Origin of the sequence: Micromonospora parathelypteridis, from assembly GCF_014201145.1 — a bacterium.
Lineage (GTDB): Bacteria > Actinomycetota > Actinomycetes > Mycobacteriales > Micromonosporaceae > Micromonospora > Micromonospora parathelypteridis.
This window is the reverse complement of the sequence record NZ_JACHDP010000001.1, coordinates 4,714,585-4,740,709: the sequence shown is the minus strand read 5'-3', so window position 1 is coordinate 4,740,709 and position 26,125 is coordinate 4,714,585. Positions and strand designations below refer to the sequence as shown.

24 protein-coding genes are annotated in these 26,125 nt (G+C 72.6%); 7 read left to right on the top strand and 17 right to left on the bottom strand.

Annotation, left to right across the window (positions count from 1 at the left end):
* The first annotated feature begins 45 nt into the window (after positions 1 to 45).
* Positions 46 to 2,148 (top strand): amylo-alpha-1,6-glucosidase, encoded by a 2,103-nt coding sequence (locus HNR20_RS21350; RefSeq protein ID WP_184182549.1) that lies wholly within the window; start codon positions 46 to 48, stop codon positions 2,146 to 2,148.
* A gap of 339 nt (positions 2,149 to 2,487) precedes the next feature.
* Here the strand turns inward: HNR20_RS21350 and HNR20_RS21345 are convergent, their stop codons facing one another.
* The 17 genes from HNR20_RS21345 to rimP all read right to left on the bottom strand — a co-directional run bounded on the left by HNR20_RS21345 (position 2,488) and on the right by rimP (position 20,227).
* A complete protein-coding gene (locus HNR20_RS21345; protein ID WP_184182546.1) occupies positions 2,488 to 2,958 on the bottom strand; it encodes a GNAT family N-acetyltransferase in 471 nt (156 codons plus the stop codon).
* 87 nt (positions 2,959 to 3,045) lie between these two features.
* On the bottom strand, positions 3,046 to 3,813 hold the full coding sequence (gene dapB, locus HNR20_RS21340) for a 4-hydroxy-tetrahydrodipicolinate reductase (protein ID WP_184182543.1): 768 nt from the start codon (positions 3,811 to 3,813) through the stop codon (positions 3,046 to 3,048).
* A 69-nt stretch (positions 3,814 to 3,882) separates the two neighbouring features.
* Complete coding sequence (locus HNR20_RS21335) at positions 3,883 to 5,280, bottom strand: M16 family metallopeptidase (RefSeq protein ID WP_184182541.1); 1,398 nt, start codon at positions 5,278 to 5,280, stop codon at positions 3,883 to 3,885.
* A gap of 47 nt (positions 5,281 to 5,327) precedes the next feature.
* On the bottom strand, positions 5,328 to 7,724 hold the full coding sequence (locus HNR20_RS21330) for a polyribonucleotide nucleotidyltransferase (RefSeq protein ID WP_184182538.1): 2,397 nt from the start codon (positions 7,722 to 7,724) through the stop codon (positions 5,328 to 5,330).
* Positions 7,725 to 7,949: 225 nt separating this feature from the next.
* Positions 7,950 to 8,219, bottom strand: a complete 270-nt coding sequence (gene rpsO / locus HNR20_RS21325; protein ID WP_030337594.1) for a 30S ribosomal protein S15 — start codon at positions 8,217 to 8,219, stop codon at positions 7,950 to 7,952.
* A gap of 198 nt (positions 8,220 to 8,417) precedes the next feature.
* The gene (locus HNR20_RS21320) at positions 8,418 to 9,347 is read right to left on the bottom strand and encodes a bifunctional riboflavin kinase/FAD synthetase (protein ID WP_184182535.1); all 930 of its coding nucleotides are present in this window, start codon (positions 9,345 to 9,347) and stop codon (positions 8,418 to 8,420) included.
* 76 nt (positions 9,348 to 9,423) lie between these two features.
* Complete coding sequence (gene truB, locus HNR20_RS21315; RefSeq protein WP_184182532.1) at positions 9,424 to 10,308, bottom strand: tRNA pseudouridine(55) synthase TruB; 885 nt, start codon at positions 10,306 to 10,308, stop codon at positions 9,424 to 9,426.
* An 89-nt stretch (positions 10,309 to 10,397) separates the two neighbouring features.
* Positions 10,398 to 11,726, bottom strand: a complete 1,329-nt coding sequence (locus HNR20_RS21310; protein WP_184182529.1) for an MATE family efflux transporter — start codon at positions 11,724 to 11,726, stop codon at positions 10,398 to 10,400.
* A 511-nt stretch (positions 11,727 to 12,237) separates the two neighbouring features.
* Positions 12,238 to 12,447, bottom strand: coding sequence for a DUF6186 family protein (locus HNR20_RS21305; RefSeq protein ID WP_184188765.1), 210 nt, complete (start codon positions 12,445 to 12,447; stop codon positions 12,238 to 12,240).
* Entirely contained in the window at positions 12,447 to 12,854 is a 408-nt protein-coding gene (locus HNR20_RS21300; RefSeq protein WP_184182526.1) for a hypothetical protein, read from the bottom strand. Before HNR20_RS21300 ends, HNR20_RS21305 begins: the two co-directional genes overlap by 1 nt.
* Before the next feature lie 108 nt (positions 12,855 to 12,962).
* A complete protein-coding gene (locus HNR20_RS21295; RefSeq protein WP_184182524.1) occupies positions 12,963 to 14,021 on the bottom strand; it encodes a DHH family phosphoesterase in 1,059 nt (352 codons plus the stop codon).
* Positions 14,018 to 14,518, bottom strand: coding sequence for a 30S ribosome-binding factor RbfA (rbfA, locus tag HNR20_RS21290; protein ID WP_184182522.1), 501 nt, complete (start codon positions 14,516 to 14,518; stop codon positions 14,018 to 14,020). Before rbfA ends, HNR20_RS21295 begins: the two co-directional genes overlap by 4 nt.
* Before the next feature lie 126 nt (positions 14,519 to 14,644).
* Entirely contained in the window at positions 14,645 to 14,941 is a 297-nt protein-coding gene (locus tag HNR20_RS21285; RefSeq protein ID WP_184182520.1) for a DUF503 domain-containing protein, read from the bottom strand.
* Positions 14,942 to 15,031: 90 nt separating this feature from the next.
* On the bottom strand, positions 15,032 to 18,055 hold the full coding sequence (infB, locus tag HNR20_RS21280) for a translation initiation factor IF-2 (protein ID WP_184182518.1): 3,024 nt from the start codon (positions 18,053 to 18,055) through the stop codon (positions 15,032 to 15,034).
* A 93-nt stretch (positions 18,056 to 18,148) separates the two neighbouring features.
* On the bottom strand, positions 18,149 to 18,481 hold the full coding sequence (locus tag HNR20_RS21275) for a YlxR family protein (RefSeq protein ID WP_184182516.1): 333 nt from the start codon (positions 18,479 to 18,481) through the stop codon (positions 18,149 to 18,151).
* Between the two features lie 16 nt (positions 18,482 to 18,497).
* Complete coding sequence (gene nusA, locus HNR20_RS21270) at positions 18,498 to 19,541, bottom strand: transcription termination factor NusA (RefSeq protein ID WP_184182514.1); 1,044 nt, start codon at positions 19,539 to 19,541, stop codon at positions 18,498 to 18,500.
* Positions 19,538 to 20,227 carry a ribosome maturation factor RimP gene (gene rimP, locus HNR20_RS21265; RefSeq protein ID WP_184182512.1) on the bottom strand — a complete coding sequence of 230 codons (690 nt, stop codon included), beginning with the start codon at positions 20,225 to 20,227 and terminating at the stop codon, positions 19,538 to 19,540. Before rimP ends, nusA begins: the two co-directional genes overlap by 4 nt.
* A 229-nt stretch (positions 20,228 to 20,456) precedes the next feature.
* Here rimP and HNR20_RS21260 point away from each other — a divergent pair, with 229 nt between their 5' ends.
* The 6 genes from HNR20_RS21260 to HNR20_RS21235 all read left to right on the top strand — a co-directional run bounded on the left by HNR20_RS21260 (position 20,457) and on the right by HNR20_RS21235 (position 26,103).
* On the top strand, positions 20,457 to 20,906 hold the full coding sequence (locus HNR20_RS21260; RefSeq protein ID WP_184188762.1) for a hypothetical protein: 450 nt from the start codon (positions 20,457 to 20,459) through the stop codon (positions 20,904 to 20,906).
* Positions 20,903 to 21,340 carry a ferritin-like domain-containing protein gene (locus HNR20_RS21255; RefSeq protein WP_184182510.1) on the top strand — a complete coding sequence of 146 codons (438 nt, stop codon included), beginning with the start codon at positions 20,903 to 20,905 and terminating at the stop codon, positions 21,338 to 21,340. Before HNR20_RS21260 ends, HNR20_RS21255 begins: the two co-directional genes overlap by 4 nt.
* Positions 21,341 to 21,392: 52 nt before the next feature.
* Positions 21,393 to 21,995, top strand: coding sequence for a PadR family transcriptional regulator (locus HNR20_RS21250; protein WP_184182508.1), 603 nt, complete (start codon positions 21,393 to 21,395; stop codon positions 21,993 to 21,995).
* Positions 21,992 to 22,726, top strand: a complete 735-nt coding sequence (locus tag HNR20_RS21245; protein WP_229687462.1) for an ABC transporter ATP-binding protein — start codon at positions 21,992 to 21,994, stop codon at positions 22,724 to 22,726. Before HNR20_RS21250 ends, HNR20_RS21245 begins: the two co-directional genes overlap by 4 nt.
* Positions 22,723 to 25,518, top strand: coding sequence for an FtsX-like permease family protein (locus HNR20_RS21240; RefSeq protein ID WP_184182504.1), 2,796 nt, complete (start codon positions 22,723 to 22,725; stop codon positions 25,516 to 25,518). The genes HNR20_RS21245 and HNR20_RS21240 overlap by 4 nt, the downstream gene beginning before the upstream one ends.
* A gap of 84 nt (positions 25,519 to 25,602) precedes the next feature.
* A complete protein-coding gene (locus tag HNR20_RS21235) occupies positions 25,603 to 26,103 on the top strand; it encodes a nitroreductase family deazaflavin-dependent oxidoreductase (RefSeq protein ID WP_184182502.1) in 501 nt (166 codons plus the stop codon).
* Positions 26,104 to 26,125 lie beyond the last annotated feature (22 nt).

Genomic DNA, 26,125 nt, shown 5'->3' with positions numbered 1-26,125 from the left:
TGTCAAGACGTCCGCCCCGCACCCCGATGATCTGGAGCCACAACCGTGATCGAACGCCAGCTGCAACCCCTCCTGCACGAGTTGGTGGGAGCGGTCTTCGCCCCCACCAGCGCGCTGGGGGACGCGACCGGGCAGATCCGTCCGACCGGCGTCCAGGGCGTCTTCCACGCCGACGCCCGCGTGCTCTCCCGGGCCGAGCTGCGGGTCGACGACCGGGAGTTGGAGAGTCTGACCCACGGTGACGACGACCCGCACGGGGCTCGCTTCGTGAGCCTGGCGCGCTGGCTCGGCGACCCCGTGCCCGACCCCACCGTCCGCGTCGACCGGCTCCGCCGGGCCACCCGCAACGGCCTCACCGAGGAGCTGCGGATCGTCTCCACCGCCACCGTCGACGTACGGGCCACCGTCACCATCGACCTCGGCTGCGACCTGGCACCCATCGAGGTCGTCAAGTCCGGTGGCGCCGCCAACGCGCTGGAGGCCAAGACCGGCCAGCCAGGAGTGCTCACCTGGTCGGCGGAAGGAATCACCGTCACCGTCACCGCCCCGGACGCCGACGTGCTCGCCACCGATGAGCGGGCCACCGCACCCCGGCTGGCCTGGCCGATCGAGCTGCCCCCCGGTGGCGAGACGGTGCTGCGCTGGCAGCTGACCGTCGAGGACCCACGCGCCGTCGTCGTCGGCCCAACCGGCGAACCGGAGTGGTCACGACCCGAGGTGACCGCAGACGACCGACGCCTGGTCCGGCTGCTCGACCGCAGCCTGAGCGACCTGCGCGGCCTGCGACTGGCCGAGACCGGCACCCCGGAGGACGTGTTCCTCGGTGCCGGAGTGCCCTGGTTCCTCACGCTGTTCGGTCGGGACAGCCTCTGGGCCGCCCGGATGATGCTGCCGCTCGGCACCGACCTGGCCGCCGGCACCCTGCGGGTGCTCGCCCGGCGGCAGGGCACCCGGATCGACCCCGCCACCGGCGAAGCCCCGGGCAAGATCCTGCACGAGCTGCGCCGCCACGAGCTGGCGCTGCCCGAGCACGGGCTGCGCCTACCACCGGCCTACTACGGCACCGTCGACGCCACCATGCTCTGGGTCAACCTGCTACACGACGCATGGCGCTGGGGCCTGCCTGCCGACCAGATCGAACCGCTGCTGCCATACCTGGAGGCGTCCCTGCGTTGGCTCGGCGAACACGCCGACCCGGACGGCGACGGCCTGGTCGAGTACATCGACACCACCGGGCACGGCCTGTCCAACCAGGGCTGGAAGGACTCCGGCGACGCCGTCCGATTCCACGACGGCACCCTGGCCACCGCGCCGATCGTGCTGGCCGAGGTGCAGGGGTACGCGCACGAGGCGGCGGTGAACGGCGCCGCCCTGCTGGACGCCTTCGGTCGACCGGGCGCTGACCGCTGGCGCGAGCACGCCGCCGCGCTGGCCCGCCGGTTCCGGGACAGCTTCTGGGTCGACGGCCGGTACGGTCCGCAACCCGCGCTCGCCCTCGACCGGGACAAGCGGCCCGTCGACTCGCTGACCAGCAACATCGGTCACCTGCTCGGCACCGGCCTGCTCAGCGGCGAGGAGGAGGACCAGGTCGCCAAGCTGCTCGCCACCGACACCCTCGCCGGAGGCTTCGGGCTGCGGACCATGTCCACCGAAGACGCCGGCTTCAGCCCACTGTCGTACCACTGCGGTTCGATCTGGACGCACGACACCGCGATCGTGCTCGCCGGGCTGGCCCGCGCCGGGCACCGGGAGGCCGCGCTCGGCCTGGCCGAAGGGCTGCTCAGCGCGGCCGAGGCCTTCGACTACCGGATGCCCGAGCTGTACGGCGGCGACGACCGGTCACTGGTGAACCGCCCGGTGCCGTACCCGGCTTCGTGCCGGCCTCAGGCATGGGCCGCGACAGGCGCCGTGCTCCTGCTCCAGGCGGCGACCGGCCTCTACCCGGACGTGCCGGGCGGGACGGTCCGGCTGGCCCCACTGGCCGGCGCCGAACTGGGCGCCCTCACCGTCAACGGCCTCCGCGTGGCCAACACCCCGGTCAACGTGGCGGTAGACCGCACCGGCCACGCCACGGTAACCGGCCTGCCCACCTCACTAACCCCAACCCTCCCCACCCAACGCCGCCCCACAACCCCCCTCCCCCATTAAGCCCCGACCCCGCCCCGCCGTCCCCCCGCGCCCGCGTACGGCACCCCAGCCCGCCCCGCCCGCGTCGATCATGGACTTGTGGTGGGCATTGGATCCGCATACGCCCCTTTTGCGAGGCACCACAACTCCATGATCGGCGCGGGCGGGGCGAGGCGCGGGCGGGGCGAGGCGCGGGGCGGGAGGCAAAGGGCGGGAGGCGGGACATGGGGGCGAAGTTGCCGCGGCAACGTGGGCCGCTTTCCCGGCGATCTTGCAGTTTCGGTCGCCGAAATGAACAAGATGTCCACTCATGTCTCGACAGCAAGTGCAAGATCGCGTAGGACGGGGCCTTGGGGTGGGTTAGGGGGCTTGCTCGGCTATTACTTCCTCGTCGTCCATCGCGCCCGTTGGACGGAAGCCCAGGGACGTGTAGAGGGAGGCGGCCGGGGTGTTGTCCGGGTGGTAGGAGAGGCGGACCGGGGGTTCGCCGTCCTTGGCACCCAGCCAGGTGGCCAGGGTCTGCACTGTCGCTCTGCCTACGCCGCGGTTCTGCTCGGCGGCGTCGATCAGCATTCCGCCGATCCAGTGCGAGCCGTCGTCGTCCGCACCCCACATGACGTGGCCGACGACGGTCTCGTCCGCGTACACGGCTAGCGACGTCCACACCTCGGAACGGGTGCTGAGCAGCAGGTAGCGGGCGCCCAGGGCGGCCACGAACCGGCGCTGGTCGTCGTGCGGAGCAACGTCGGCCACCGCCCGCCAGTTGTCGTCATCCACCGGGCGCAGGGTGACGAGTCGCCCGGCCCGGTCCAGGTGTCCACTATCGATCATGGCGGCAGCATAGGAGCGACCCGGCGACCCGGCGACCCCGTCCGCCCGGGGCGAGGCCACCATCGCGCGAGCGCCCCGCAGGCGCGGTCAGTCGAGCAGCGCGTCCAGGCCGACGGTGAGGCCGGGGCGGCTGCGCACCGCGCGGACGGCCAGCAGGACGCCCGGCATGAACGACGCCCGGTCGTACGAGTCGTGGCGGATGGTCAGGGTTTCTCCGGTGGCGCCGAAGAGCACCTCCTGGTGGGCGACGAGCCCGGTGGCACGCACCGCGTGGACGCGTACCCCGTCGATCTCGGCGCCGCGCGCGCCCGGCACCTCGTCCTTGGTGGCGTCCGGCACCGGGCCGAGGCCGGCCTCGGCGCGGGCCCGGGCGATCTGCCGCGCGGTGTGCGTGGCGGTGCCGCTCGGCGCGTCCAGCTTGGCCGGGTGGTGCTGCTCGATGATCTCGACGGACTCGAAGTGCCGGGCGGCCCGCGCGGCGAACTGCATCATCAGTACCGCGCCGATGCCGAAGTTCGGGGCGATCACCACGCCCACCTCGGGCTTGCGGGCCAGCCACTCGCGCACCTGCTCCAGCCGCTGCTCGCTGAAGCCCGTCGTGCCGACAACGGCGCTGATGCCCCGGTCGATGCACCAGCGCAGGTTGTCCATGACCACGTCCGGGGTGGTGAAGTCGACGACCACCTGGGCGTTGGAGGCGGCGGAGCGGTCGTCACCCTGGTCCATCGCGGCGACCAGCTCGACGCCGTCGGCGGCTTCGACCGCCTTGCAGACCTCGATGCCCATCCGGCCCCGGGCACCCAGCACACCGACCCGCAACGGCCCGGCCGGGGTCTTCTCCTGCTCGTCAGTCACGGGGCACAACCTATCCCAATCGGGACGTGCCCTCCCGGCCGGGACGTCCCCCGACCAGCGCGGCAGACCTCAGACGGCGAAGTCGCCCTCGCCGAACGGGCCGACCACGGCCAGCGACATCGGCCGGCTGAGCAGTTCGGCGGCGAGGGTGTTCACGTCCTCGACGGTGACCTCGTCGACTCGGCGGAGCAGCTCGTCCACCGGCATCAGGTCGCCGTAGAGCAGCTCACCCTTGGCCAGCCGGCTCATCCGGGAACCGGTGTCCTCCAGGCCGAGCACGAACGAGCCCTTGCTCATTCCCTTGCCCCGGGCCACCTCGGCTTCGGTCAACCCGTCGGCGGCCACCCGGGCCAGCTCGGCGCGGGTCAGGGCCAGCACCTCGTCCACCTTGCCCGGCGCGCAGCCGGCGTAGACGGCGAACAGGCCGCTGTCGGCGTACTGGCTGGCGTAGGAGTAGACCGAGTACGCCAGGCCGCGCTGCTCGCGGATCTCCTGGAACAGGCGGCTGGACATGCCACCGCCGAGCACGTTGTTGAGCACCCCGAGGGCGAAGCGCCGATCGTCGAGCCGGTCGATGCCGGGGCAGCCGAGGATGACGTGCGCCTGCTCGGTCTCCTTCGGCTCCACCAGGGTGGTCGCCGGCTTGGTGCGTACCGCCGGGGTTGCCGCGCGGTACGGCGCGGGCGTCGCCGGGTCGCTGTCCAGCGGGGTGCCTCGCACCGCCTGGCGGACCAGCTTGACCACCGCGGCGTGATCGAGGTTGCCGGCGGCGGCGATGACGATCTGCGGTGCGGTGTAGCGGTCGCGGTAGAAGCTCTGGATCTGCCGCCGGGTCATCGGCGTGACGGTGTCCGCGGTGCCGGAGATCAACCGACCCAGCGGGTGGTCGCCGTAGACGGCCTGGACGAAGAGGTCGTGCACCTCGTCACCGGGCTCGTCGTCGTGCATGGCGATCTCTTCCAGGATCACGCCACGCTCGGTCTCGACGTCGGCCGGCTCCAGCAGCGAATCGGCGACCAGGTCGCACATCACGTCGATCGCCAGCGGCAGGTCCTCGTCCAGCACGCGGGCGTAGTAGCAGGTGTATTCCTTCGTGGTGAAGGCGTTGGTCTCACCACCCACCGCCTCGATCTGCGAGGAGATCTCCAGCGCGGTGCGCTTGTGGGTGCCCTTGAAGAGCAGGTGCTCGAGGAAGTGCGCGGCACCGGCCTGCGGGCCGGTCTCGTCGCGCGAGCCGACCGCCACCCAGATGCCGAACGAGACGCTGCGCATCGCCGGGATCGCCTCGGTGAGGACGCGCAGGCCGCTGGGCAGCACGGTACGTCGTACCGTGCCGCCCAGCGGGTCGTCGCTGAGCGTCCGGGTCACCGCCCGGGCGGCACCGCCGGAGCGGCCCACCCCGGTGTCCCGGGACGCAGCCACCCCCCGTCGATCCGGTGGAAACGGCGCGCTGAAGGCCCGACTCACGTAGTGCTCCCGGTTCGACGAGGGGTGGGTGTTGCGATGTTCGACGATCAGCTGTGCCGGGTCCGGCGGCGCGGACGCTCGCCGCCCTCGCCACCCTCGCCGCCGCCGTTGCCGCCCTCGCCGCCACCGTTGCCGCGCTCCGGGCCACGTGCGCCCCGGTCGCCGCCACGCTCGCGGTCACCGCGGTCACGCGGGCCCCGGTCGCCCCGGTCCCGACCAGCCGGCCGGTCGCCACCGGCGGCCTCACCGGCGGCCGGCGCCTCGGCGCCCTCCGGGCGGACCTTGTCGAGGTAGATCTTGCCGCGGGCGTCGATGTCCGCGATCTCGACCTCGACCCGGTCGCCGACGTTGAGGAAGTCCTCAACGCGCTCGACCCGCTTGCCGTCGCCCACCTTGGAGATGTGCAGCAGGCCGTCGCGGCCCGGCAGCAGGGAGATGAACGCGCCGAACGCGGCGGTCTTGACCACCGTGCCGAGGAAGCGCTCACCCTGCTTGGGCAGGGTCGGGTTGGCGATCCCGTTGATCCGGTCGACGGCCGCCTGGGCCGACGGGCCGTTGGTGGCGCCGACGTAGATCGTGCCGTCGTCCTCGATGGAGATCTCGGCGCCGGTCTCGTCCTGGATCGCGTTGATGGTCTGACCCTTCGGGCCGATCACCATGCCGATCTTGTCCACCGGGATCTTGACGGTGGTGACCCGCGGGGCGTAGTCCGACATCTCGGCCGGAGCCTCGATCGCGGCCTTCATGACCCCGAGGATGACCTGCCGGGCCTCGTTCGCCTGCTGCAGCGCGGCGGCCAGCACGTCCGACGGGATGCCGTTGAGCTTGGTGTCGAGCTGGAGCGCGGTGACGAACTCCGGCGTGCCGGCGACCTTGAAGTCCATGTCACCGAACGCGTCCTCGGCACCGAGGATGTCGGTCAGCGTCACGTACTGGGTCTTGCCGTCCACCTCGTCGGAGATGAGCCCCATCGCGATGCCGGCGACCGGCGCCTTCAGCGGGACACCCGCGGAGAGCAGGCCCAGCGTCGACGCGCAGACCGAACCCATCGAGGTGGAGCCGTTGGAGCCGAGCGCCTCGGAGACCTGCCGGATGGCGTACGGGAACTCCTCGCGCGACGGCAGCACCGGGATCAGCGCACGCTCGGCGAGAGCGCCGTGGCCGATCTCGCGACGCTTCGGCGAGCCGACCCGGCCGGTCTCACCGGTCGAGTACGGCGGGAAGTTGTAGTTGTGCATGTAGCGCTTGCGGTTCTCGGGGGACAGCGTGTCCACCATCTGCTCCATGCGGAGCATGTTCAGCGTGGTGACGCCCAGGATCTGGGTCTCGCCCCGCTCGAACAGCGCCGAACCGTGCACCCGGGGCAGCACGCCGACCTCGGCGGTCAGCGCCCGGATGTCACGCGGGCCACGCCCGTCCATGCGGACCTGCTCGCGCAGCACGCGGTTGCGCACCTCGGACTTGGTCAGCGACCGGAAGGCAGCGCTGAGCTCCTTCTCCCGACCCTCGAACCGAGCACCCAGCTCCTCGGCGACGCGGGCCTTGACCCGGTCCAGGGCCTCCTCGCGGTCGGCCTTGCCGGCGATGGTGATCGCCTCGGCCACCTCGGTGCGGGCCAGCTCGGCGACGGCGTCGTACACGTCGTCCTGGTAGTCCAGGAAGACCGGGAACTCGGTGACCGGCTTGGCGGCGACCTCGGCCAGCTCGCTCTGCGCGCGGCACAGCTCACGGATCGCCGGCTTGGCGGCCTCCAGGCCGCTGGCCACGATCTCCTCGGTCGGTGCGGTGGCACCGGCCGAGATCAGGGCGACGGCGTTCGGGGTGGCCTCGGCCTCGACCATCATGATCGCGACGTCGCCATCCTCGAGCGTGCGGCCGGCCACGACCATGTCGAAGGTGGCCCGGGCCAGCTCCTCCAGGGTCGGGAAGGCAACCCACTGGCCGTCGATGTGGGCGACGCGGGTCGCACCGATCGGGCCGGAGAACGGCAGGCCGGAGAGCTTGGTCGACATCGAGGCGGCGTTGATCGCCACGACGTCGTACGGGTGCTGCGGGTCGAGCGCGAGGATGGTCTCGACGACCTGGACCTCGTTGCGCAGGCCCTTGACGAACGACGGGCGCAGCGGCCGGTCGATCAGCCGGCAGGTGAGGATCGCGTCCTCGCTGGGCCGGCCCTCACGGCGGAAGAACGAGCCGGGGATGCGGCCCGCGGCGTACATCCGCTCCTCGACGTCGACGGTCAGCGGGAAGAAGTCGAACTGCTCCTTCGGGTGCTTACCGGCGGTGGTGGCGGAGAGAACGACCGTCTCGCCCAGCTGGGCGATGACGGAACCGGCGGCCTGGCGAGCCAGCCGACCGGTGGAGAAGGTGATCTCGCGGGTGCCGAAGGACCCGTTGTCGATCACGGCGGTACGGGATTCGGTGCCGAGTTTGGTCTCGGTCATGTGCTGTCGTGCTCCTTCGCGTCGTGGGCCCACGACGTCGGGGAGCTGCTCAGCCGGCCGGTCTTCGATCGAAGCGCCCGGGTGGTCGGCATGATGCCGGGTTCCCGGGGGCCACTACCGGAGACCGGTACGCTGACCGGCTCCCTCTCGGGTGGTCGCGCGGCCCGTGATCTTCAGGTGGGACGCCGTACGGGGGAGCAGCCGATCGGCTGCTCCCCCGTCACGTCACCGGCGCAGGCCGAGCCGCTCGATGAGCGACCGGTAGCGGGCAATGTCCTTCTTCTGGACGTAGTTGAGCAGCCGACGGCGCCGGCCGACCAGCAGCAGCAGACCACGACGGCTGTGGTGGTCGTGCTTGTGCACCTTCAGGTGCTCGGTCAGCTCGGCGATCCGCTTGGTGAGGACCGCGACCTGGACCTCCGGCGAACCGGTGTCGCCCTCGGCGGTCGCGTACTCCGCGCGGATGCTGGCCTTGGCTTCTTGATCGAGCGCCATGTTCTCCCTGTTTCGGTGGGTTGATCAGTAGGTGTCCGTCGTCCCGGTAGACCGGGAACGGACCGGTACCTCGCACCCGCGGCGTCGAGCAGGCACGCGAGGCCCCACGCCGGTCACCCGACGTCTCGGCAAGACTACCAGCACTCGCCGGTAACACCCGGCCAAGGGCCTCGGTGGGGCCACGTCACCCCGCGACGATCAGGCCAGAGCGCTCCGGGTACGTGCGACGTCCTGGTTCATCTGGGCGATCAACGGCTCGATCGAGTCGTACCGGATCTGGCCGCGCAGGTGGGCCACGAAGTCCAGGGCCAGTCGCTCGCCGTAGAGGTCTCCGGAGAAGTCGAGCGCGTACGCCTCCACCCGCCGCTCCCGGCCGGAGAAGGTCGGGTTGGTGCCCACCGACACCGCCGCCATCAGCGGTTCGTGCTGCCCGCGGCGGATCAGCCGGGCCGCGTACACCCCGTCGGCCGGGACCGCCGCGTACCGGTGGCAGAGCAGGTTGGCGGTGGGGAATCCCAGTTCCCGTCCCCGCTGGTCGCCGCGGACCACCACGCCCTCCAGCCGGTGTGGGCGGCCCAGCGCGGCGGCGGCCGCGCCGACGTCACCCGCGTCGACGCAGGAGCGGATGTACGTGGAGGAGAAGACGGTGCCGTCCTCGGCGACCAGCGGGCTGCCCTCGACGCCGAAGCCGAAGGTCTGCCCGAGCCGCTCCAACAGCGCCACGTCGCCGGCCGCCCGGTGCCCGAAGCGGAAGTTGCCCCCGACCACCACCAGCGCGCTGTGCAGGTGCTCGACCAGGACGTCGTGCACGAACTGCTCGGCCGACAGCCGGGAGAACTCCGGGGTGAACGGCACCACGCAGAGCACGTCCACGCCGAGCGCCTCGATCAGCTCCGCCTTGCGGGCCGGTTCGGTGAGCACCGCCGGGTGCGAACCGGGGCGAACCACCTCAGCCGGGTGCGGGTCGAAGGTGACCACCACCGACTGCACGCCCAACTCCCGGGCTCGGGTCACGGCGTGCCCGATGGTCGCCTGGTGCCCCTTGTGCACGCCGTCGAAGACGCCGATGGTGACGACCGAGCGCCCCCACCCACCGGGCGCCGCGTCGTACCCCCGCCACCGCTGCATGCCGTTCCTCCCTGCTGTCCCACCGGCCGGCGGGTCGACACCGTCGGCCAAGGGCCGCCGGACCTGCGCCCCGCCGTCAGGCCGGGGCGAGCACGATTTCCGCGCGAGCCCGTCCGTCCCGCTCGCTGACGATAGCGATCAGGCCGCCCTCCGGTCCGAAGACGGCGTACGGCCCGGTGAGGCCGGCCGGGTCCAGCGGTCCCCCGTGGGCGAGCACCCGGGCCTCGTCGGGCGTGGCCTCCCGGCGCGGGAAGAACCGGTCGGCCGCCGCGTCCAGCGGCAGGTTCACCACGTCCGGGGCGCGCTGCTCCAACTCGTCGAGGGTCGCCGCCTCGGCGAGGGTGAAGCCGCCCACCGCGGTCCGCCGCAACGCCGTCAGGTGCCCTCCGACGCCGAGCGCCTGGCCCGCGTCCCGGGCGATGGCCCGGATGTACGTGCCGGAGGAGCAGGTCACGTCGACGTCCACGTCCACCACGTCCGGCTCGGTGCGGCGGATGGCCAGCACCTCCAACCGGGAGATGGTGACCCGGCGCGCGGGCAGTTCGACGCTCTCCCCGTCGCGGACCCGCTTGTACGCCCGCTGCCCGTCGATCTTGATGGCGCTGACCGCGCTCGGCACCTGGTCGACCTCGCCGCTCAGCGCGCCCAGCGCCGACCGGATCGCCTCGTCGGTGACCTGACCGGTCGGCGTGGTGGCGATCACGTCGCCCTCGGCGTCGTCGGTGACGGTGGCCTGACCGAGCCGGATGGTGCCGGTGTAGCTCTTGCCCGCGCCGATGACGTAGGTCAACAGGCGGGTGGCCCGGCCCACACCGATCACCAGCACACCGGTGGCCATCGGGTCGAGGGTGCCGCCGTGCCCGACCCGCCGGGTCTTGGCCAGCCGGCGGATCCGCGCCACCACGTCGTGCGACGTCATGCCGCCGGGCTTGTCGACCACGATCAGACCATCGGTGCTCACGTCGGCCAAGCCTGCCAGATGGCCGGTACCCCGGCGTGTGTGGGCGGGCCCGGCGTGACCCGAGCCTCCGGCAGCGCCAGGAGGAGACCTCAGCGGACCGCGCCGGTCACCGCCCAGTTGCCGTTGCGCAGGCGCAGCAGCAGCGCGACCAGCCGGATCACCACGAACAGGGTGAGCCCGGCCCAGATGCCGCCCAGCCCGAGGTCGAACCCGTACGTCAGCCAGATGGCCGGCAGGAAGCCGCCGAGCGCCGCCACGATGGTGAGGTTGCGCAGGTACCGCACGTCGCCGGCGCCGATCAGCACGCCGTCGAGGGCGAACACCACTCCGGCCAGCGGCAGCATGACGACGAACCACGGCCAGGCCGCCATGGCCTGCTCGCGTACGGCCTGGTCGGAGCTGAACCACGACGGTAGGACGCCGGCGCCGGCGGCGATGAGCAGCGCGAAGGCGACGCCACAGACGCCGCCGAGCAGCCCGATCCGGCGGGCGAGCGCCCGGGCGCCCGCGTCGTCGCCGGCGCCGAGCGCGGCCCCGACCAGGGACTGTGCGGCGATGGCCAGCGCGTCGAGCACCAGCGCGGTGAAGAACCAGAGTTGCAGGGCGATCTGGTGGGCGCCGACGGCGGCGGCCCCGAAGCGGGCGGCGACGGCGGTCGCGGAGAGGAAGCTGGCCTGGAACGCCAGCCCACGGATCAGCAGGTCCCGGCTGAGCACCAGTTGCTGGCCGATCACGCGGGGCCGGGGCCGCAGCGACACCCGCTCGGCGACCAGCGCGGCGGCGAAGAGCACCCCGCAGAGCGTCTGCGCGACGACGTTGGCCACCGCCGAGCCGATCAGGCCCAGGCCACCGGGGTAGACCAGCAGCGGGCAGAGCAGCGCGGAGATCAGGTTGGGACCGAGCACGAAGAACAACGGGCGCCGAGTGTCCTGCACACCGCGCAGCCAGCCGTTGCCGGCGGCGGCGAGCAGCAGACCGGGGGCGCCGAGGGCCGCGATCCGCAGCCAGTGCGCGGCGGCGTCGGCCACCTCGCCACCACCACCGGCGAGGGTACGCGCGAGCGCGCCCCCGCCGAACTGCATGCCGATCGCGATCAGCAGACCGACACCGAACGCCAGCCAGGACGACTGGACGCCCTCGGCCACCGCGGCAGCACGGTCGCCTGCGCCGAAGCGGCGGGCCGCGCGCCCGGTGGTGCCGTACGCGACCACGGTGCCGACCCAGGCGGTGAGCGTCATCACCGTGCCGCCGACGGCGAGCGCGGCGAGTGGCACCCGGCCGAGGTGACCGACCACGGCCGTGTCGACCAGCACGTAGAGCGGCTCGGCGGCGAGCACCACGAGGGCCGGCAGGGCGAGGCTGGCGATCCGGCGCGGCGAGGCGGGTCGGGTGGCGGTGGCGGTGGCGGCGTGGTTCATCGCCGCCGATCCTGGCACGAGGGCGGTAAGGATCGCAATCCCGCTGAGGGCTTACGTCGTCGGTGGGTGGCGGTCAGGTTCGACGTGGACCGGCCCCTCTGGTCGCCCGCCACCCAGCGGCTCCGACGTCACCGCCGGACGAACTGGTCTACTGGCGGGTGTCCATCGAGGTCTGCAGGGCGCGGCGAGCCTGCTCGCGGGCGTCGTCAGTGGTGGCCTCGGGCTTGGGCTTGTTCGGCATGGTGGCGCTCCTTCCAGGGCGCGAGCCGCCGGCACGCGGCGGCCCTCGCGGGCGGTCGTGCTGAGCGCCCCACGGCGGTCCGGGGTGACCGGAGCAGCCGGCTGGGCAGCGTGAGCCCGGGTCGGTCCGACCCTGGAGGGAGGCAGCACGAGGTGTGGCACCACCACCCATGACCTGCGCCGCCACGCGGCACCGGCCTGTCTCCCAAGTTATCGTTCAGGTCCATATGCTGCTTACGGTTCCCGCCATTTGGACAGGCGGTGACCCGGTTCAGCGGGCCAGGAAGTGCCAGCCCAGCCACCACCAGAACCCGAACAGACCGATCCGGCCCACCGGCACCGGGCCGACCTCGTAGCGCATCACGTACGCGCAGACCTCGCCCAGAGTGGGGATCCGGGAGCCTTCCCGCCGGGCCATCCACTCGACCAACGCGAACAGGGCCAGCGCGGTGAGGAAACCGCCGATCGCGAGTGCTCGCATCATCGCCGCACCAGCCCCCAGAAGGCGGCCAGCCAGGCGAACCACGCCGCCGACCGGGTCAGGTGATCTTCCAGGAGAGGGTCGGCCAGCCGGGAGAAGGTGGGGAACTCATCGCCCGCCGCCAGCACGAAGGTCACGCCCTCGAACACGCCGAAGACCACCACCGGCACCGCCCACCAGACCGCCCCAGCGCCCAACCGACGCGGTGCCGGTCGACGAGGCACCCGATTGCTCAGACCGAGCCAGATCAGCACCCCGCCAGTGCCGAGGGTGAACAGATTGGCTTCGGTGGAGAAGGAAACGAACCGACCACCGACGAGCGACAGGCAGACGAGGACGGGAACGGAGACGGCGGGCCGGTCCCAGGCGCGGGGGGCCTCCACGGTGAGGTCGTGCGGCTGCTCCATCCCGCAATTCTTCCCGGTCTCACGGAGCGCGGGAAGACCAACACTCCCCGGAACTGACCCTGATCTTCCCGGCCAACCGATCGACGGCGGCGATTAGATTCGCCAGGGTCAGCCGCGGGGGCGGATCAGTGCCGCGTCCAGTTGGCCGCGGATCGACTCGACCACCTGCTCGGCGCTGCCCCGACCGGTGAACCCGGCCGCGAACCGGTGACCACCACCGCCCAGCGTGACCGCGACCCGGCTGACGTCCACCGCGCCCTTGCTGCGCATCGACACCGCCCACTCGCCGGGCGTGGTCTGCTTCAACACACAGCTCACATCCGCCTCGGCGGTGCAACGCACCGAGTCGATCAGCGCCTCCAGCACGTACGGCCGCTGGTCGTGCCGGGCCAGGTCGTCCAGGGTGGCGAAGGTCCAGACCAACCCTCGGCCGCCAGCGGCGGCCGACTCCAACTGTGCCCGGCCGAGCACCTCACCGAAGAGGCGAACCGCGCCGAAGGGCCGGGTGTCGAAGACCCGCCGGGAGATGTCACCCGGCGAGATGCCGGTCGCCAGCAACCGGGCGGCCATCTGGTGGACCGCCGGGGTGGTCGCCTCGAACCGGAACGAACCAGTGTCCGTGGTCAGCGCCACGTAGAGGCACTCGGCGATGGCCGGATCCACCACGACCCCGAGCCGGGCCAGCAACTGCTCAGCCACCACCGACGTCGCCGCGGCACCCGCGTCGACCAGGTTGACCGTGCCGAAGCCGGGGTTGGAGGCGTGGTGATCGAGCACCAGCGCCGCCGGAGCGGACGACAACCGCCCGGCCAGCTCACCGAGACGTGACTCGCTCGCCGCGTCGAAGCAGATCACCAGGTCAGGTGCCGGGTCCGCAGCGCTCGCCGGGACCAGCAGGTCCAACCCGGGCAGCCCCCGGAACGGCTCGGGCACCTCCGGCGGCCCGGGGAAGGTCGCCTGCACCTCGCGTACGCCGAACTGCCGCAGACCCAGACCGAAGCCGAGCATGCTGCCCAGCGCGTCGCCGTCCGGGTTGACGTGACAGATCAGCAGCACCCGACCGCTCGGCGGGAGGGCCCGCACCAGCGCCTCGGCCGCAGCCCAGTCCGTCTCGGCGGGGCCGGCTCCGGCCGCCCCGGTGAGCGGGACGCTGGCGGTGCTGGTCACCGCGTTTCCCCACCCCGCGGGGTGCCCTCGACGCCGGTGGCCTCGTCGGCCTCGTCCGTCTCGTCGGCCTCATCCGTCTCGTCATCCACCCGGTACGGCTGCGCTTCGCCCGCGTACTTTGCCTGGGCGGCGAGCCGCTGCACCTCGGCGTCGGCGTTGCGGGCGGCGGCGAGCAGGTCGTCGATGTGCTTGACCTGGTCCTGCACGTCGTCCAGGACGAACGTGAGAGTCGGCGAGTGCCGCAACCCGAGCGCCTTGCCGACCGTGCTGCGCAACAGCCCCTTGGCGCTCTCCAGCGCCGCGGCGGTGTCCGCCTGGGCGACCGCGTCACCGAGCACGGTGTAGAAGACCGTCGCGTCACGCAGGTCCGCGGTGATCCGGGCGTCGGTGATGGTGATCATCCCGAGCCGCGGGTCCTTGATCTGGCTCCGCACCACCGACGCGACCAGCTCACGCACCCGTTCCGCGTGCCGGCGTACCTTGGCCGGATCAGACATCTCGCCACCTCCACGGCGTCCTGCTCCCGGCCGACCCGGCGACCCGGGGGCCGCCGGCCGACCGGCCAACATCTCGAACACTACCTTCGCGGCCGCACCGGTCGCCCGGCACAGCCGGCACCGTGGTCAGTCGTCGTCCACGCCGTACAGCCGGCGCCGCACCGACAACAACTCGACCTCGGGGCGGCCGGCCACCAGACGCTCACAGGAGTCGAGCACCTCGCGGACGTGCGCCGTCTCAGCGGCCACCACGGCCACCGCTATCTGCGCTCGACCATGCAGGTCGTGCGCTCCCACCTCGGCGGCCGACACCTCGAAGCGGCGCAGTGCCGCCACGATCGGCCGTACATATGATCTCTTGGCTTTGAGCGACCGGGAGTCGCCCGGCAGCAGCAGGTCGAAGACCGCGGTTCCGGTGAACATCGCCCCGGACGATACCGCCAACCCGCCCCGCATGATCAAGGGGTTTACGCCGTTCGGCGTAAACCCCTTGATCAGCGTGTCACTGCCGGATCAGGCGCGAACCTTCTCCCGCATCTCGAAGGTCTCGATGACGTCGCCGACCTGGACGTTGTTGTAACCACCCAGGGTCAGACCACACTCGAAGCCCTCGCGGACCTCGGTGGCGTCGTCCTTGAACCGCTTGAGCGAGGTGATCGTGAGGTTGTCCGCCACGACCGTCCCGTCCCGAAGCAGGCGAGCCTTCGCGTTGCGTCGGATGATGCCCGACCGGACGATACAACCGGAGATGTTGCCGATCTTGGACGAGCGGAAGACGTCGCGGATCTCCGCGCTGCCCAGCTCGGCCTCCTCGTACTCCGGCTTGAGCAGGCCCTTGAGCGCTGCCTCGATCTCCTCGATGGCCTGGTAGATGACGGTGTAGTACCGGATCTCCACGCCCTCGCGGTCGGCCATCTCACGGACCTTGTTCGAGGCCCGCACGTTGAAGCCGATGATCGTGACCGGCTCGGACGAGGCACTCGCGAGCATGACGTTGCTCTCGGTGATCGCGCCGACACCCCGGTCGAGGACCTTGAGCTGGACCTCCTCGGGAATGTCGAGGTTGAACAGCGCGTCCTCCAGGGCCTCCACCGAACCAGAGACATCGCCCTTGAGGATGAGGTTGAGCGACGTCTTCTCGCCCTCCTTGAGCTGCTCCATGAGCGTCTCGAGGGTGGCCCGACCACGGGAGTTGGCGAATGCCGCCGCCCGCCGCCGTGCCTGCCGCTGCTCGGCGATCTGCCGCACCGTGCGGTCGTCCGCCGCGGCGAGGAACGTGTCACCCGCACCGGGCGGCGCGGTCAGACCCAGAACCATGACCGGACGGGCCGGCCCAGCCTCGGAGAGCTGGTTGCCGTTCTCGTCGAGCATGGCCCGGACCCGGCCGTGCGCCCCGCCGGCGACGATCGAGTCGCCCGCCCGCAGGGTGCCCTTCTGCACGAGCACCGTCGCCACCGCACCGCGACCCTTGTCCAGGTGCGCCTCGATGGCCACACCCTGCGCCGGCCCGTCGATCGGAGCGGTCAGCTCCAGCGACGCGTCGGCGGTCAGCAGGACAGCCTCGAGCAACTCCTCGATGCCGATGCCCGGCTTGGCGGCCACGTTGACGAACATGGTCTCGCCGCCGTACTCCTCGGCGACCAGGCCGTACTCGGTGAGCTGCTGGCGGACCTTGTCCGGGTTCGCCTCGGGCTTGTCGACCTTGTTGACCGCGACCACGATCGGCACGTCGGCCGCCTTGGCGTGGTTCAACGCCTCGATGGTCTGCGGCATCACGCCGTCGTCGGCCGCGACCACCAGGATCACGATGTCCGTCACCTGGGCACCACGAGCACGCATGGCGGTGAACGCCTCGTGACCCGGGGTGTCGATGAAGGTCACCGCGCGGTCCACACCATCGTGCGGAACGTGCACCTGGTACGCACCGATGTGCTGGGTGATGCCACCCGCCTCACCGGCAACGACGTTCGCCTTACGGATCGCGTCGAGCAGCTTGGTCTTACCGTGGTCGACGTGACCCATGACGGTCACCACCGGCGCACGGCTGACCAGACGCTCCTCGGCCACCTCCGCGTCGAGGTCGATGTTGAACTGCGCGAGCAGCTCGCGGTCCTCGTCCTCCGGGCTGACGATCTGGATGTCGAAGCCCAGGTGCTCACCCAGCAGCTGCAGGGTGTCGTCAGAACAGGACTGGGTCGCGGTGACCATCTCGCCCAGGTTGAACATCTCCTGGACCAGCGAACCCGGGTTGGCGTTGATCTTGTCGGCGAAGTCCGACAGAGAGGCGCCACGGGACAGCCGGACGACCTGACCCTGACCCCGGGGAGCACCCGAGCTCATGGTCGGAGCCGACAGGTTGTCGAACTCCTGTCTGCGCTGCTTCTTGGACTTGCGACCGCGCGTCGGCCGGCCACCCGGACGCCCGAAGGCACCCGCGGCGCCGCCGCCACGGCCACGACCACCCGCACCGGGACGACCGCCGCCACCGGACGGAGCACCCGGACGGAAACCGCCACCGGGGGCACCGCCACCGCCGCCGGGACCGCCACGGTAGCCACCGCCACCGCCGGCACCCGCGCCGCCACCAGGGCCGCCGCGGTAACCGCCACCGCCACCGGCGCCACCGCCGGGACCGCCGCGGAAGCCACCGCCGCCGCCGCCGGGACGACCAGCGCCACCGCCACCGGGACGACCAGCGCCACCGGGACCGGGACGACCGGCAGCCGGACGCTGGCTCGGCATGGACGCCGGGCTGGGCCGCGGCGGCATGGAGTTCGGGCTCGGCCGCGGCGGCATACCCGCCGGGGTGTTGGGCCGAGGGCCACCCGCGCCAGCGGCCGGGGGCCGCTGCTGCTGGCCACCCTGGATGCCGAACGGGTTGTTACCGGCGCCGCGCGCCGGCGGGCGACCGCCCGGCCGGGCACCCGGACCCGGTGCCGGCGTGCTCGGGCGAGCTGCCGGCGAACCGGGACGGGGGGGCATCGCGGCGGGACCCGGCCGAGGGCCGGGGCCGGGACGGTTGCCGTCTGCCGGAGGCTCCCGGCGAACGGGGTTGTCCCGCTGCTGCTGGCGGGCGGCCTGCGCGGCCTTGACCGCGGCCTCCTGCTCAGCCTTCAGCGCGGCGGCACGCGCCTCCGCGGCCGCCACCTCGATGTCGTGGGCACTCGCCGGCTTGGCGACCGGGGCCGCCGACTGCGGCGCACCGGGCACCGGACCCTTGGGCTTCGGACCGGGTGCCGGCGCGGCCGGCCGCCGAGGCGGCATCGGCTTGGCCGAGACCCGGGGCGCGCCCGGGGTCGGGGACAGCGTCGGGGTCGGATTCGAAGCCGGCGTCGACGCGGGCGCCGACGGGGCAGCCGGTGCCGGAGCACCAGCGGACGCGACGAATGCGTTACGCAACCGCCGGGCGACGGGCGCCTCGACGGTGCTGGACGCGGACTTCACGAACTCGCCCATTTCCTTCAGCTTGGCGAGAACGGTCTTACTCTCGACCCCGAGCTCTTTTGCAAGCTCGTGTACGCGGGCCTTGCCTGCCACTGCACTCCTCACTCCGAGGTCGTGCGGGCAGCACCCGCAGCGACCTCACTCGTGCACTTGAAGCCTGGTCATTTCAGGGACTTCATCGTGTGCTCATGTCGGTCGTCCTACCCTGCTAGCGACCCTCGCCCGGTCGGGCTGACCGGACGTAGTGGTTGGCGCATCGACGTGCTCTGCCAGCAAACCGTGGTCGAGGACCTCGGTGATGCGCAGCGCGCGCCCGAAGGCGCGGCGACGCACCGCCAGCGCGAAGCAGGCCGGATCCGGGTGCATGTTCGCTCCCCGACCCGGCAGCCTGCGGCGCGGATCAGGCCGGAGACTGAGACCAGCCTCGTCCCTGACCGCGACGATCCGCAGCAATTCGCTGGCCGGCGCACGTTGCCGGCAACCCACACAGGTGCGCTCCGGCGTTGCGCGTCGTACCACTGGAGGAAGTCTACCCCTAGCTGCCCGAGATCGCGCCGCCCGGCTCCCGCACGTGATCAGCTGCCTCACGTGCGGCCGGGGCGGTCTGCTCCGCGTCGGACCGAATGTCGATCCGCCAACCGGTCAAGCGGGCCGCGAGTCGGGCATTCTGCCCCTCCCGACCGATCGCGAGCGAGAGCTGGAAGTCTGGAACGGTCACCCGAGCGGCTCGACCGGCCAGGTCGACCACCTCGACCCGCAGCGCCTTGGCCGGCGACAACGCGTTGCCGACGAAGGTGGCCGGGTCGTCCGACCAGTCGATGATGTCGATCTTCTCACCGTGCAGCTCACTCATCACCGCGCGCACCCGCTGGCCCATCGGGCCGATGCAGGCGCCCTTGGCGTTCACTCCGGGGGTGGTGGAGCGTACGGCGATCTTCGTGCGGTGACCTGCCTCACGGGCGATCGCGCCGATCTCCACCGTGCCGTCGGCGATCTCCGGCACCTCCAGCGCGAACAGCTTCTTGACCAGCGCCGGGTGCGACCGGGACAGGGTGATCTGCGGCCCGCGCATGCCCTTGGCGACGTGCACCACGACGCAGCGGACCCGCTCGCCATGCGCGTACCGCTCGCCGGGCACCTGCTCGGACTGCGGCAGCACGCCCTCCAGCTTGCCGAGGTCGACGCTGACGATGCCCTTCTCGGTACGCGTCTCGTGCGCCTGCACCACGCCGGTGACGAGGTCACCCTCGCGGCCCACGTACTCACCGAAGTGCACCTCGTCGGTGGCCTCCCGCAGTCGCTGGAGGATCACCTGCTTGGCGGTCATGGCGGCGATCCGACCGAAGTCGTGCGGGGTGTCGTCCCACTCCCGCACCAGGCCGCCGTCGGAGTCCATCTCCTGCGCGTACACCAGGGCGGCGCCCGACTTGCGGTCGATCTCCACCCGGGCGTGCGGTTCGGCGCCATCGGTGTGCCGGTAGGCGGTCAGCAGCGCGGTTTCGATCGCCGCGAGAATCGTGTCGAACGGGATCTCCCGCTCGCGCTCGAGTGCGCGCAGCGCCGCGAGGTCGATGTTCACCTCTCCTCGTCCTCCACATCATCTTCGTCGTCGATGTCGTCTGAATCGTCGATCTCGTCTGAGTCTTCCGCGTCGTCGAACTCTTCGTCCGGCTCGCCGAGCTCGGCGAGCCGGGTGAACTCGACCTGCACGCGGCCCGGGCCGAGCTGGGCGTACGCCCAGGAAGCACGGCCGCTCTCGGTCTCCAGCTGCACACCCTCGTCGTCGGCCGCGATCACCCGGCCGGTCAGCTGGCGGTCACCGGCGGGCTGCTCGCCCCGCTGGCCGGGCAGCGCGGCCGCGCCCCGGACAGTGACCTTGACCAGCCGGCTCACGTTGCGCCGCCAGTGGCGGGGCAGGGTGAGTGGCCGGTCGACGCCCGGCGAGCTGACCTCGAGCTGGTATTCCCCGGCGACGATGTCGCCACCGGTCTCCTCCGCGGCGTCCAACGCGGTCGACACCGCGCGGGAGACGTCCGCGACGGCGTCCAGGTCGATCCCGCCGTCGGCGTCCACCAGCACCCGCACCACGTGCCGTCGGCCGGCCCGAGAGACCGACAGGTCCTCCAGGTCGTAGCCGGCGTCGTTGACCACGGGCTCGATCACGGTCCGCAGCCGGGCACGCCGCGCGGCGAGGTCGCCGCCGCGGGGGCCCGCGCTATCGCGGGGTCGACCTGTCGACCTGGTGGCACGGCCACGCTGCGTCATCTCCGCACCTCTCCCTGGTCGACGGCGATCGGTCGTCCCGCCATGCCGGCACGCCACCGGAGCGGACGCGCCGGTGGCTGCGCAGAGCGTAACGCGCCTGCCCGGCGGCGGACCGGGCGGCGCACCGACGTCGGTGGCCCCCGCACCGGCGCGGATGGTGTTGACTTGCCCGGTGGGGACCGGCAGAACGACGCAGCGCGACCAAGCATCCGGACAATCCCGGCGAAAGATCCTGCGCGCCGGGGCACTGCTGGCGCTCGGCGGCGCCGCGGTGCCGCTGACCGGCTGTGATCTTTTCGACCGTGACGATCAACCAGCGCCACCACCGGACCCGCTACGGCCGATGGTCGACGAGTCCCTCGCGCTGGCCGCCACGTACCGGGCGAGCGCCACCGCGCATCCCGAACTGGCCGACCGGCTCAGCCCGATCGCCGAGGCGCACACCGCGCACGCCACCGAGCTGGCCCGGGTGATCGGTGTCGCCCTGCCGTCGGCGGTCGCCGCCCCGCCCAGCGACCCGGCCAACGACCCGGCCAGCGCGCTCGCCGCCCTGCGCAGGCTCGAGAAGACCGCCCAGCAGTCCGCCACCGTCGCCTGCGCGGCGGCGCCCGCGGAACGGGCCGCACTGCTCGGGTCGATCGCCGCGGCCCGAGCCACCCACCAGGAGGCACTGAAGTGAGGCAGCCGTCCGCCGGGGAGGCGCTCGCCGCCGCCCTGTCCGCCGAGTACGCGGCCATCTACGCCTACGGGCGGATCGGTGTCCGGCTCACCGGCGCGGCGCGGGACGCCGCACACCAGGCGGAGGCCGCCCATCGAAGTCGGCGCGACACGCTGGTGGTGCAGCTCAGTGCGGCCGGTGGCGTCGTGCCGCCGGACCGCGCGGGGTACGCGCTGCCGTTCCCGGTCACCGACCGGGCCAGCGCGCTGCGGCTCGCCGCGGAGGTGGAGGAGCGCACGGCCGCGCACTGGCGGGCAGCTCTGGCGTCCACCACCGGCGCCGACCGGGACCAGGCCCTGGCTGCCCTGGTCGAGTACGCGGTACGGGCCACCCGGTGGCGCAAGACGGCCGGGCTGGCCCCGCTGACTGTCCCGTTTCCCGGTCGACCGACCTGAACCGGCCCGCTCCGGTTGCGGTACGCATACCAGGTATGCATACTCCGTTGCCATGTCCATCCGTCACGGGTTGCTCGCCCTGCTCGAACGGGGCCAGATGTACGGCTACCAGCTGCGGGCCGCGTTCGAGGAGTCGACCGGCTCGACCTGGCCGCTGAACATCGGGCAGGTCTACACCACGTTGTCCCGGTTGGAACGGGACGGTCTGGTGCGCCCGCTGCCGGAGAGCGAGGCCGGGCAGCGCCCGTACGAGATCACCGACGCCGGGCGGGCGGATCTGGCGCTGTGGTTCACCACCCCGGTCAGCCGTACCGACCGGCCCCGCGACGAGCTGGCGATCAAGCTGGCGTTGGCGTTGACCACCCCGGGGGTGGACGTCCGCGCGGTGGTGCAGGCCCAGCGCAGCGCGACGATCCGGGCTCTGCAGGAGCTGACCCGGTTGAAGTACGGCAGCGAGCGACCGGAGGACCTCCCCTGGCGCCTGGTGCTGGACTCGATGGTGTTCCAGGCCGAGGCTGAGGTGCGCTGGCTGGACCACTGCGAGACAAGTCTGGTCCGGCACCAGCCCACCGGCCCGGCGCCTTCCGCTCCCCTCCCGGGTGACGCCGACGCACGCGACGCGGCGCGATGGGCCGGCGAGGAGGCACGACGGTGAGCGGATCGGACGACGCGGTGCTGGAGCTACGCGCCGTCCACCGCACCCACGGGGCCGGACCGGCGGCGGTGCAGGCGTTGCGCGGCATCAGCCTGGTCGTTCGGCCCGGCGAGTTGGTCGCCGTGATGGGTCCGTCCGGCTCCGGCAAGTCGACGTTGCTGGCCCTCGCCGGTGGGCTGGACCGCCCAACCGGCGGCGAGGTCCGGGTCGAGGGGCAACCGCTGGGGGACCTGGACCGTCGCGGGCTGGCCCAGCTGCGCCGGCGGCGGATCGGCTACATCTTCCAGCAACTCAACCTGCTGGGCAGCCTCAGCGCACTGGAGAACGTGGCGCTGCCACTGGAGCTCGACGGCGCCAGCGGACGCCGGGCCCGGGCGCTGGCCATGGCCGCGCTCACCGAGGTGGGCCTGCCCGCACTGGGTGACCGCTTCCCCGACCAGCTCTCCGGTGGGCAGCAGCAGCGGGTGGCCATCGCCCGCGCGCTGGTTGGCGAGCGTCGGCTGGTGCTCGCCGACGAGCCCACCGGGGCACTGGACTCGCAGACCGGCGAGGCGGTGCTGCACCTCCTGCGCCGCCGGATCGACGCGGGTGCCGCCGGGGTGCTGGTCACCCACGAGGCACGACATGCCGGCTGGGCCGACCGGGTGGTGTTCCTCCGCGACGGCGTGCTGGTCGACACGACGGCACCCCTGGGCAGCGTCGAGCAGCTGCTGTCCGGCAGCGAGCGGTGACCACCCGCCGTACGATGCGGGCCCCTGGCCGGGTCGACACCCCCGCGGCGCGGCCGATCGCGTCACCCGGCCGTGTCGGCCGGCGGCGGATCGCCGAGCTGACCGGCTCCTGGCGGGCCGCGTTGCGGATCGCCCGGCGGGAGTCCCGCCGGGCCAAGCGACGAACCGCCCTGGTGCTCGCGATGATCGCCCTGCCGGTGGCCGCGTTGGCCTTCCTGGCGGCCAGCTACGACATGGCCGAGCTGACCCCGCAGGAACGCATGGACCGCCGCCTCGGGGTGGCCGACGCCGAACTGCGCTGGGTCGCCGACAGCCCGGTGGGACAGGACGAGTGGGGCGAGGGCTGGTACACGCGGGAGGCAGAGCGGCAACCCACCGCCCCAGCCACCGCCGCCCAGGTGACCGCGCTGCTCGGGCCGGGCAGCCGGGTCACCGAGGTTCGCACCCGAATCCCGTTGACGCTGCGGGGCCCGCACCGCGACGAGGACGTGGAAGGGCGGGTGCTGGACCTCACCGACCCGTTGGCCCGCGGACTGGTGCGGTTCCGGGCCGGCCGGGCACCACGACAACCGGGCGAGGTCGCGGTGAGCCCCGCGGCGCTACGCCGCCTGGACCTGCGACTCGGTCACGCCGTGGCCCTCGCGGACGGGAGCAGGGCGTACACCGTGGTCGGGGTGGTCGAGTTCCCCGACGATCTCGGCACGGTGGTGGCCCTGCACCCGGGGGCCGCGCCACGGGCCGGTCCCGGGCCGGAGAGCACCTGGCTGGCGGACGTGCCCGGCACCGTCGATGCCGCACTGGTGTCCCGACTCAACGACCGGGGGGTGGTGGTGGCCGCACGCCCGCCGGCCGGCTCGACGGCGGGCTCGACGACCGAGCGGACGCGGATGTGGCTCGGTTCCATCGGCCCGAGCGACACCAACGACCTGAGCACCGGCGTGTTGATCGCCGGCCTCGGCCTGTTGGAGGTCGTGCTGCTGGTCGGGCCGGCCTTCGCAGTCGGCGTCCGTCGCCGACGCCGGGACCTGGCGCTCGTCGCGGTGGCCGGCGGGGACGCCGCCCAGCTTCGTCGGGTCGTGCTGGCGGACGGTGTGGTGCTGGGTGTGCTGGGCGCCGCCGCCGGCCTGCTGGTCGGCGTCGCCGCGGCGTTCGTCGGTCGTCCGCTGGTGGAGCAGTACGTCTTCGGCGCCCGCTTCGGTGGGTACCGCTGCTGGCCGACCGCGCTGGTGCTGCTCGGCGGGGTCGCGGTGCTGACCGGGGTGCTCGCCGCGCTGGCACCGGCCTGGACCGCCGCACGGCAGGACGTGAGCGCCGGGCTCGCCGGTCGACGCACTCCACCCGTGTCCCGGATCCGGTGGCTGGCCTTCGGGCTGTCGCTGGTGGCCGGCGGGGCGGGTTTGGCGGCGTTCGGGGCCGCCCGCACCTCCCCGGCGGTGATCCTCACCGGCCTGATCCTCGGCGAGTTGGGCCTGGTGTGCTGCACGCCCACGCTGATCGGCGCACTCGCCCGGCTCGGCCGGGTGTTGCCGTTGGCGCCGCGAATCGCGTTGCGCGATGCCAGCCGCAACCGGGCATCCGCCGCGCCCGCCATCTGCGCCGTGATGGCCGCCGTCGCCAGCAGTGTCGCGCTCGGCGGGTACCTGGCCAGCGACGGAGCCCGCGACGCGCGCGCCTACCGGCCGATGCTGCCGGCGGGCCATGTGCTGGTCTACCCCCACGATGCGGCTCGGCAGCCCACGCTGGCCCAGGTCGCCAGCGCGGCCCGGGACCAGTTGGGTACCGACGCGATCGCCCCGCTGCAAACGGTCGGCTGCGCGCCACCCGGCACGGGCTACTGCGACATCGCGCCGGCGCTTCCGCCGGAGCAGACCTGCCCCTGGCAGCCGGGGGACAACCTCTCCGCGGCGGACCGTCGGCAGGCTCGAGCCGACCCGCGCTGCCGGATCCCCGGGACGGACCAGTACGGCGGCTACGTGCAGACCGGGGTGGACGACGGGAGGGCGCTGCCACTGCTCACCGGCGCGGACCCGGCCGCCACCGCCGCCGCCACGGCGGTGCTGCGCGCCGGGGGCGTGGTGGTGACCGATCCGCGCTACCTGCACGACGGCCTGGTGACCGTACGGGTGAACGAGGTGGATTCCGGGACGGACCGGCCGACCGCCTCCGCCGACCTCCCCGGGTACGCGCTGCCGACGCCGATCGGCCAGCCCCAACTGCTGCTCTCACCGTCCGCGGCCCGGCAGCTCGGCCTGAGCTGGTCACCGGCCGGTTGGGTGATCGGCACCTCGACCCCGCCGGACCGGCACCGGCAGGATCGGTTCACCGACGCGTTGCGGAACTTCGGCACGTTCTCGGTGAGCGTGGAGTACGGCGGTGGCCCTCGCGACATCTCGCCGCTGCTCCTGCTGCTCGCGGCAGCCGCCGGGGTGATCACGATGGGTGCGGCCGGAATCGCCACCGCGCTCGCCGCCGCCGAGGGACGTGCCGAGCTGACCACCCTGGCGGCCGTCGGCGCGGCACCGGCGGTACGCCGGATGCTGGTGATCTGCCAGGCCGGGGTCATCGCTGGACTGGGTTCGGTGCTCGGCATCGTGGCCGGGCTGGGCACCGCCGCGATCGTCCTGTTCTCGGCCAACCGGCAGTACGCGACGAGCTGGCCGGTACCCGATCCGTACCCGTACCTGGTGCCGTGGCCCGCGCTCGGGGTCCTGGTGCTGGTGCCGGTGGTGTCGATGCTCGGGGCGGGCCTGTTCACCCGCGCCCGGCTGCCGATCGAACGGCAGCTCGACTGACGTCGGTGCCGTGGCCGGCCGGTCGGCGATCAGGTCCCCCTACGGGGGTGTCGCCGGGGCCCGGCAGCCGCCACACTGATCCGCGTGTCAGTGCTGGGAACCCTCACCCGTCGAGTCGGTCATCATCGCTGGTTCGGCGCCGCCGCACGTCTGCTGGTCCCCGCCGACCGGGTGGTCGGTCGACTCACCCGGGGCCGGGTGGTCGCGCTCGGCCTCATCCCGTCCCTGGTGATCACCACGACCGGCCGCCGCTCCGGCAAGCCACGCAGCAACCCGCTGCTCTACGTGCCCGACGACGACGCGTACGTGGTGATCGGCTCCAACTGGGGACAGACCCAGCACCCCGGGTGGGCGATGAACCTGCTCGCCGATCCCGCCGCGGAGGTGCACGTCAAGGGTCGGCGGGTCCCGGTGCGGGCCGAGCCGGCCACCGGCACCGAACGCGACCGGCTGTGGCAGCTGCTGGTCACCGAGTGGCCCGCGTACCGCACGTACGTGCAGCGGGCCGGCGGCCGGGAGATCCGCATCTTCCGGCTCGTGCCGACCGGGCGCGGCGCGCCGGCCGGTCCGCCGTCAGCTGGCTAGGCTGACCGGACCGCGAACAAAG

Bases quoted from the DNA above. Each gene is read 5' to 3' on its own strand.
- HNR20_RS21345 (WP_184182546.1), bottom strand. From the start codon at position 2,958: ATGATCGATAGTGGACACCTGGACCGGGCCGGGCGACTCGTCACCCTG.
- HNR20_RS21330 (WP_184182538.1), bottom strand. From the start codon at position 7,724: ATGACCGAGACCAAACTCGGCACCGAATCCCGTACCGCCGTGATCGAC.
- rpsO (WP_030337594.1), bottom strand. From the start codon at position 8,219: ATGGCGCTCGATCAAGAAGCCAAGGCCAGCATCCGCGCGGAGTACGCG.
- HNR20_RS21320 (WP_184182535.1), bottom strand. From the start codon at position 9,347: ATGCAGCGGTGGCGGGGGTACGACGCGGCGCCCGGTGGGTGGGGGCGC.
- HNR20_RS21310 (WP_184182529.1), bottom strand. From the start codon at position 11,726: ATGAACCACGCCGCCACCGCCACCGCCACCCGACCCGCCTCGCCGCGC.
- HNR20_RS21305 (WP_184188765.1), bottom strand. From the start codon at position 12,447: ATGCGAGCACTCGCGATCGGCGGTTTCCTCACCGCGCTGGCCCTGTTC.
- HNR20_RS21300 (WP_184182526.1), bottom strand. From the start codon at position 12,854: ATGGAGCAGCCGCACGACCTCACCGTGGAGGCCCCCCGCGCCTGGGAC.
- rbfA (WP_184182522.1), bottom strand. From the start codon at position 14,518: ATGTCTGATCCGGCCAAGGTACGCCGGCACGCGGAACGGGTGCGTGAG.
- HNR20_RS21285 (WP_184182520.1), bottom strand. From the start codon at position 14,941: ATGTTCACCGGAACCGCGGTCTTCGACCTGCTGCTGCCGGGCGACTCC.
- rimP (WP_184182512.1), bottom strand. From the start codon at position 20,227: ATGACGCAGCGTGGCCGTGCCACCAGGTCGACAGGTCGACCCCGCGAT.
- HNR20_RS21250 (WP_184182508.1), top strand. From the start codon at position 21,393: ATGTCCATCCGTCACGGGTTGCTCGCCCTGCTCGAACGGGGCCAGATG.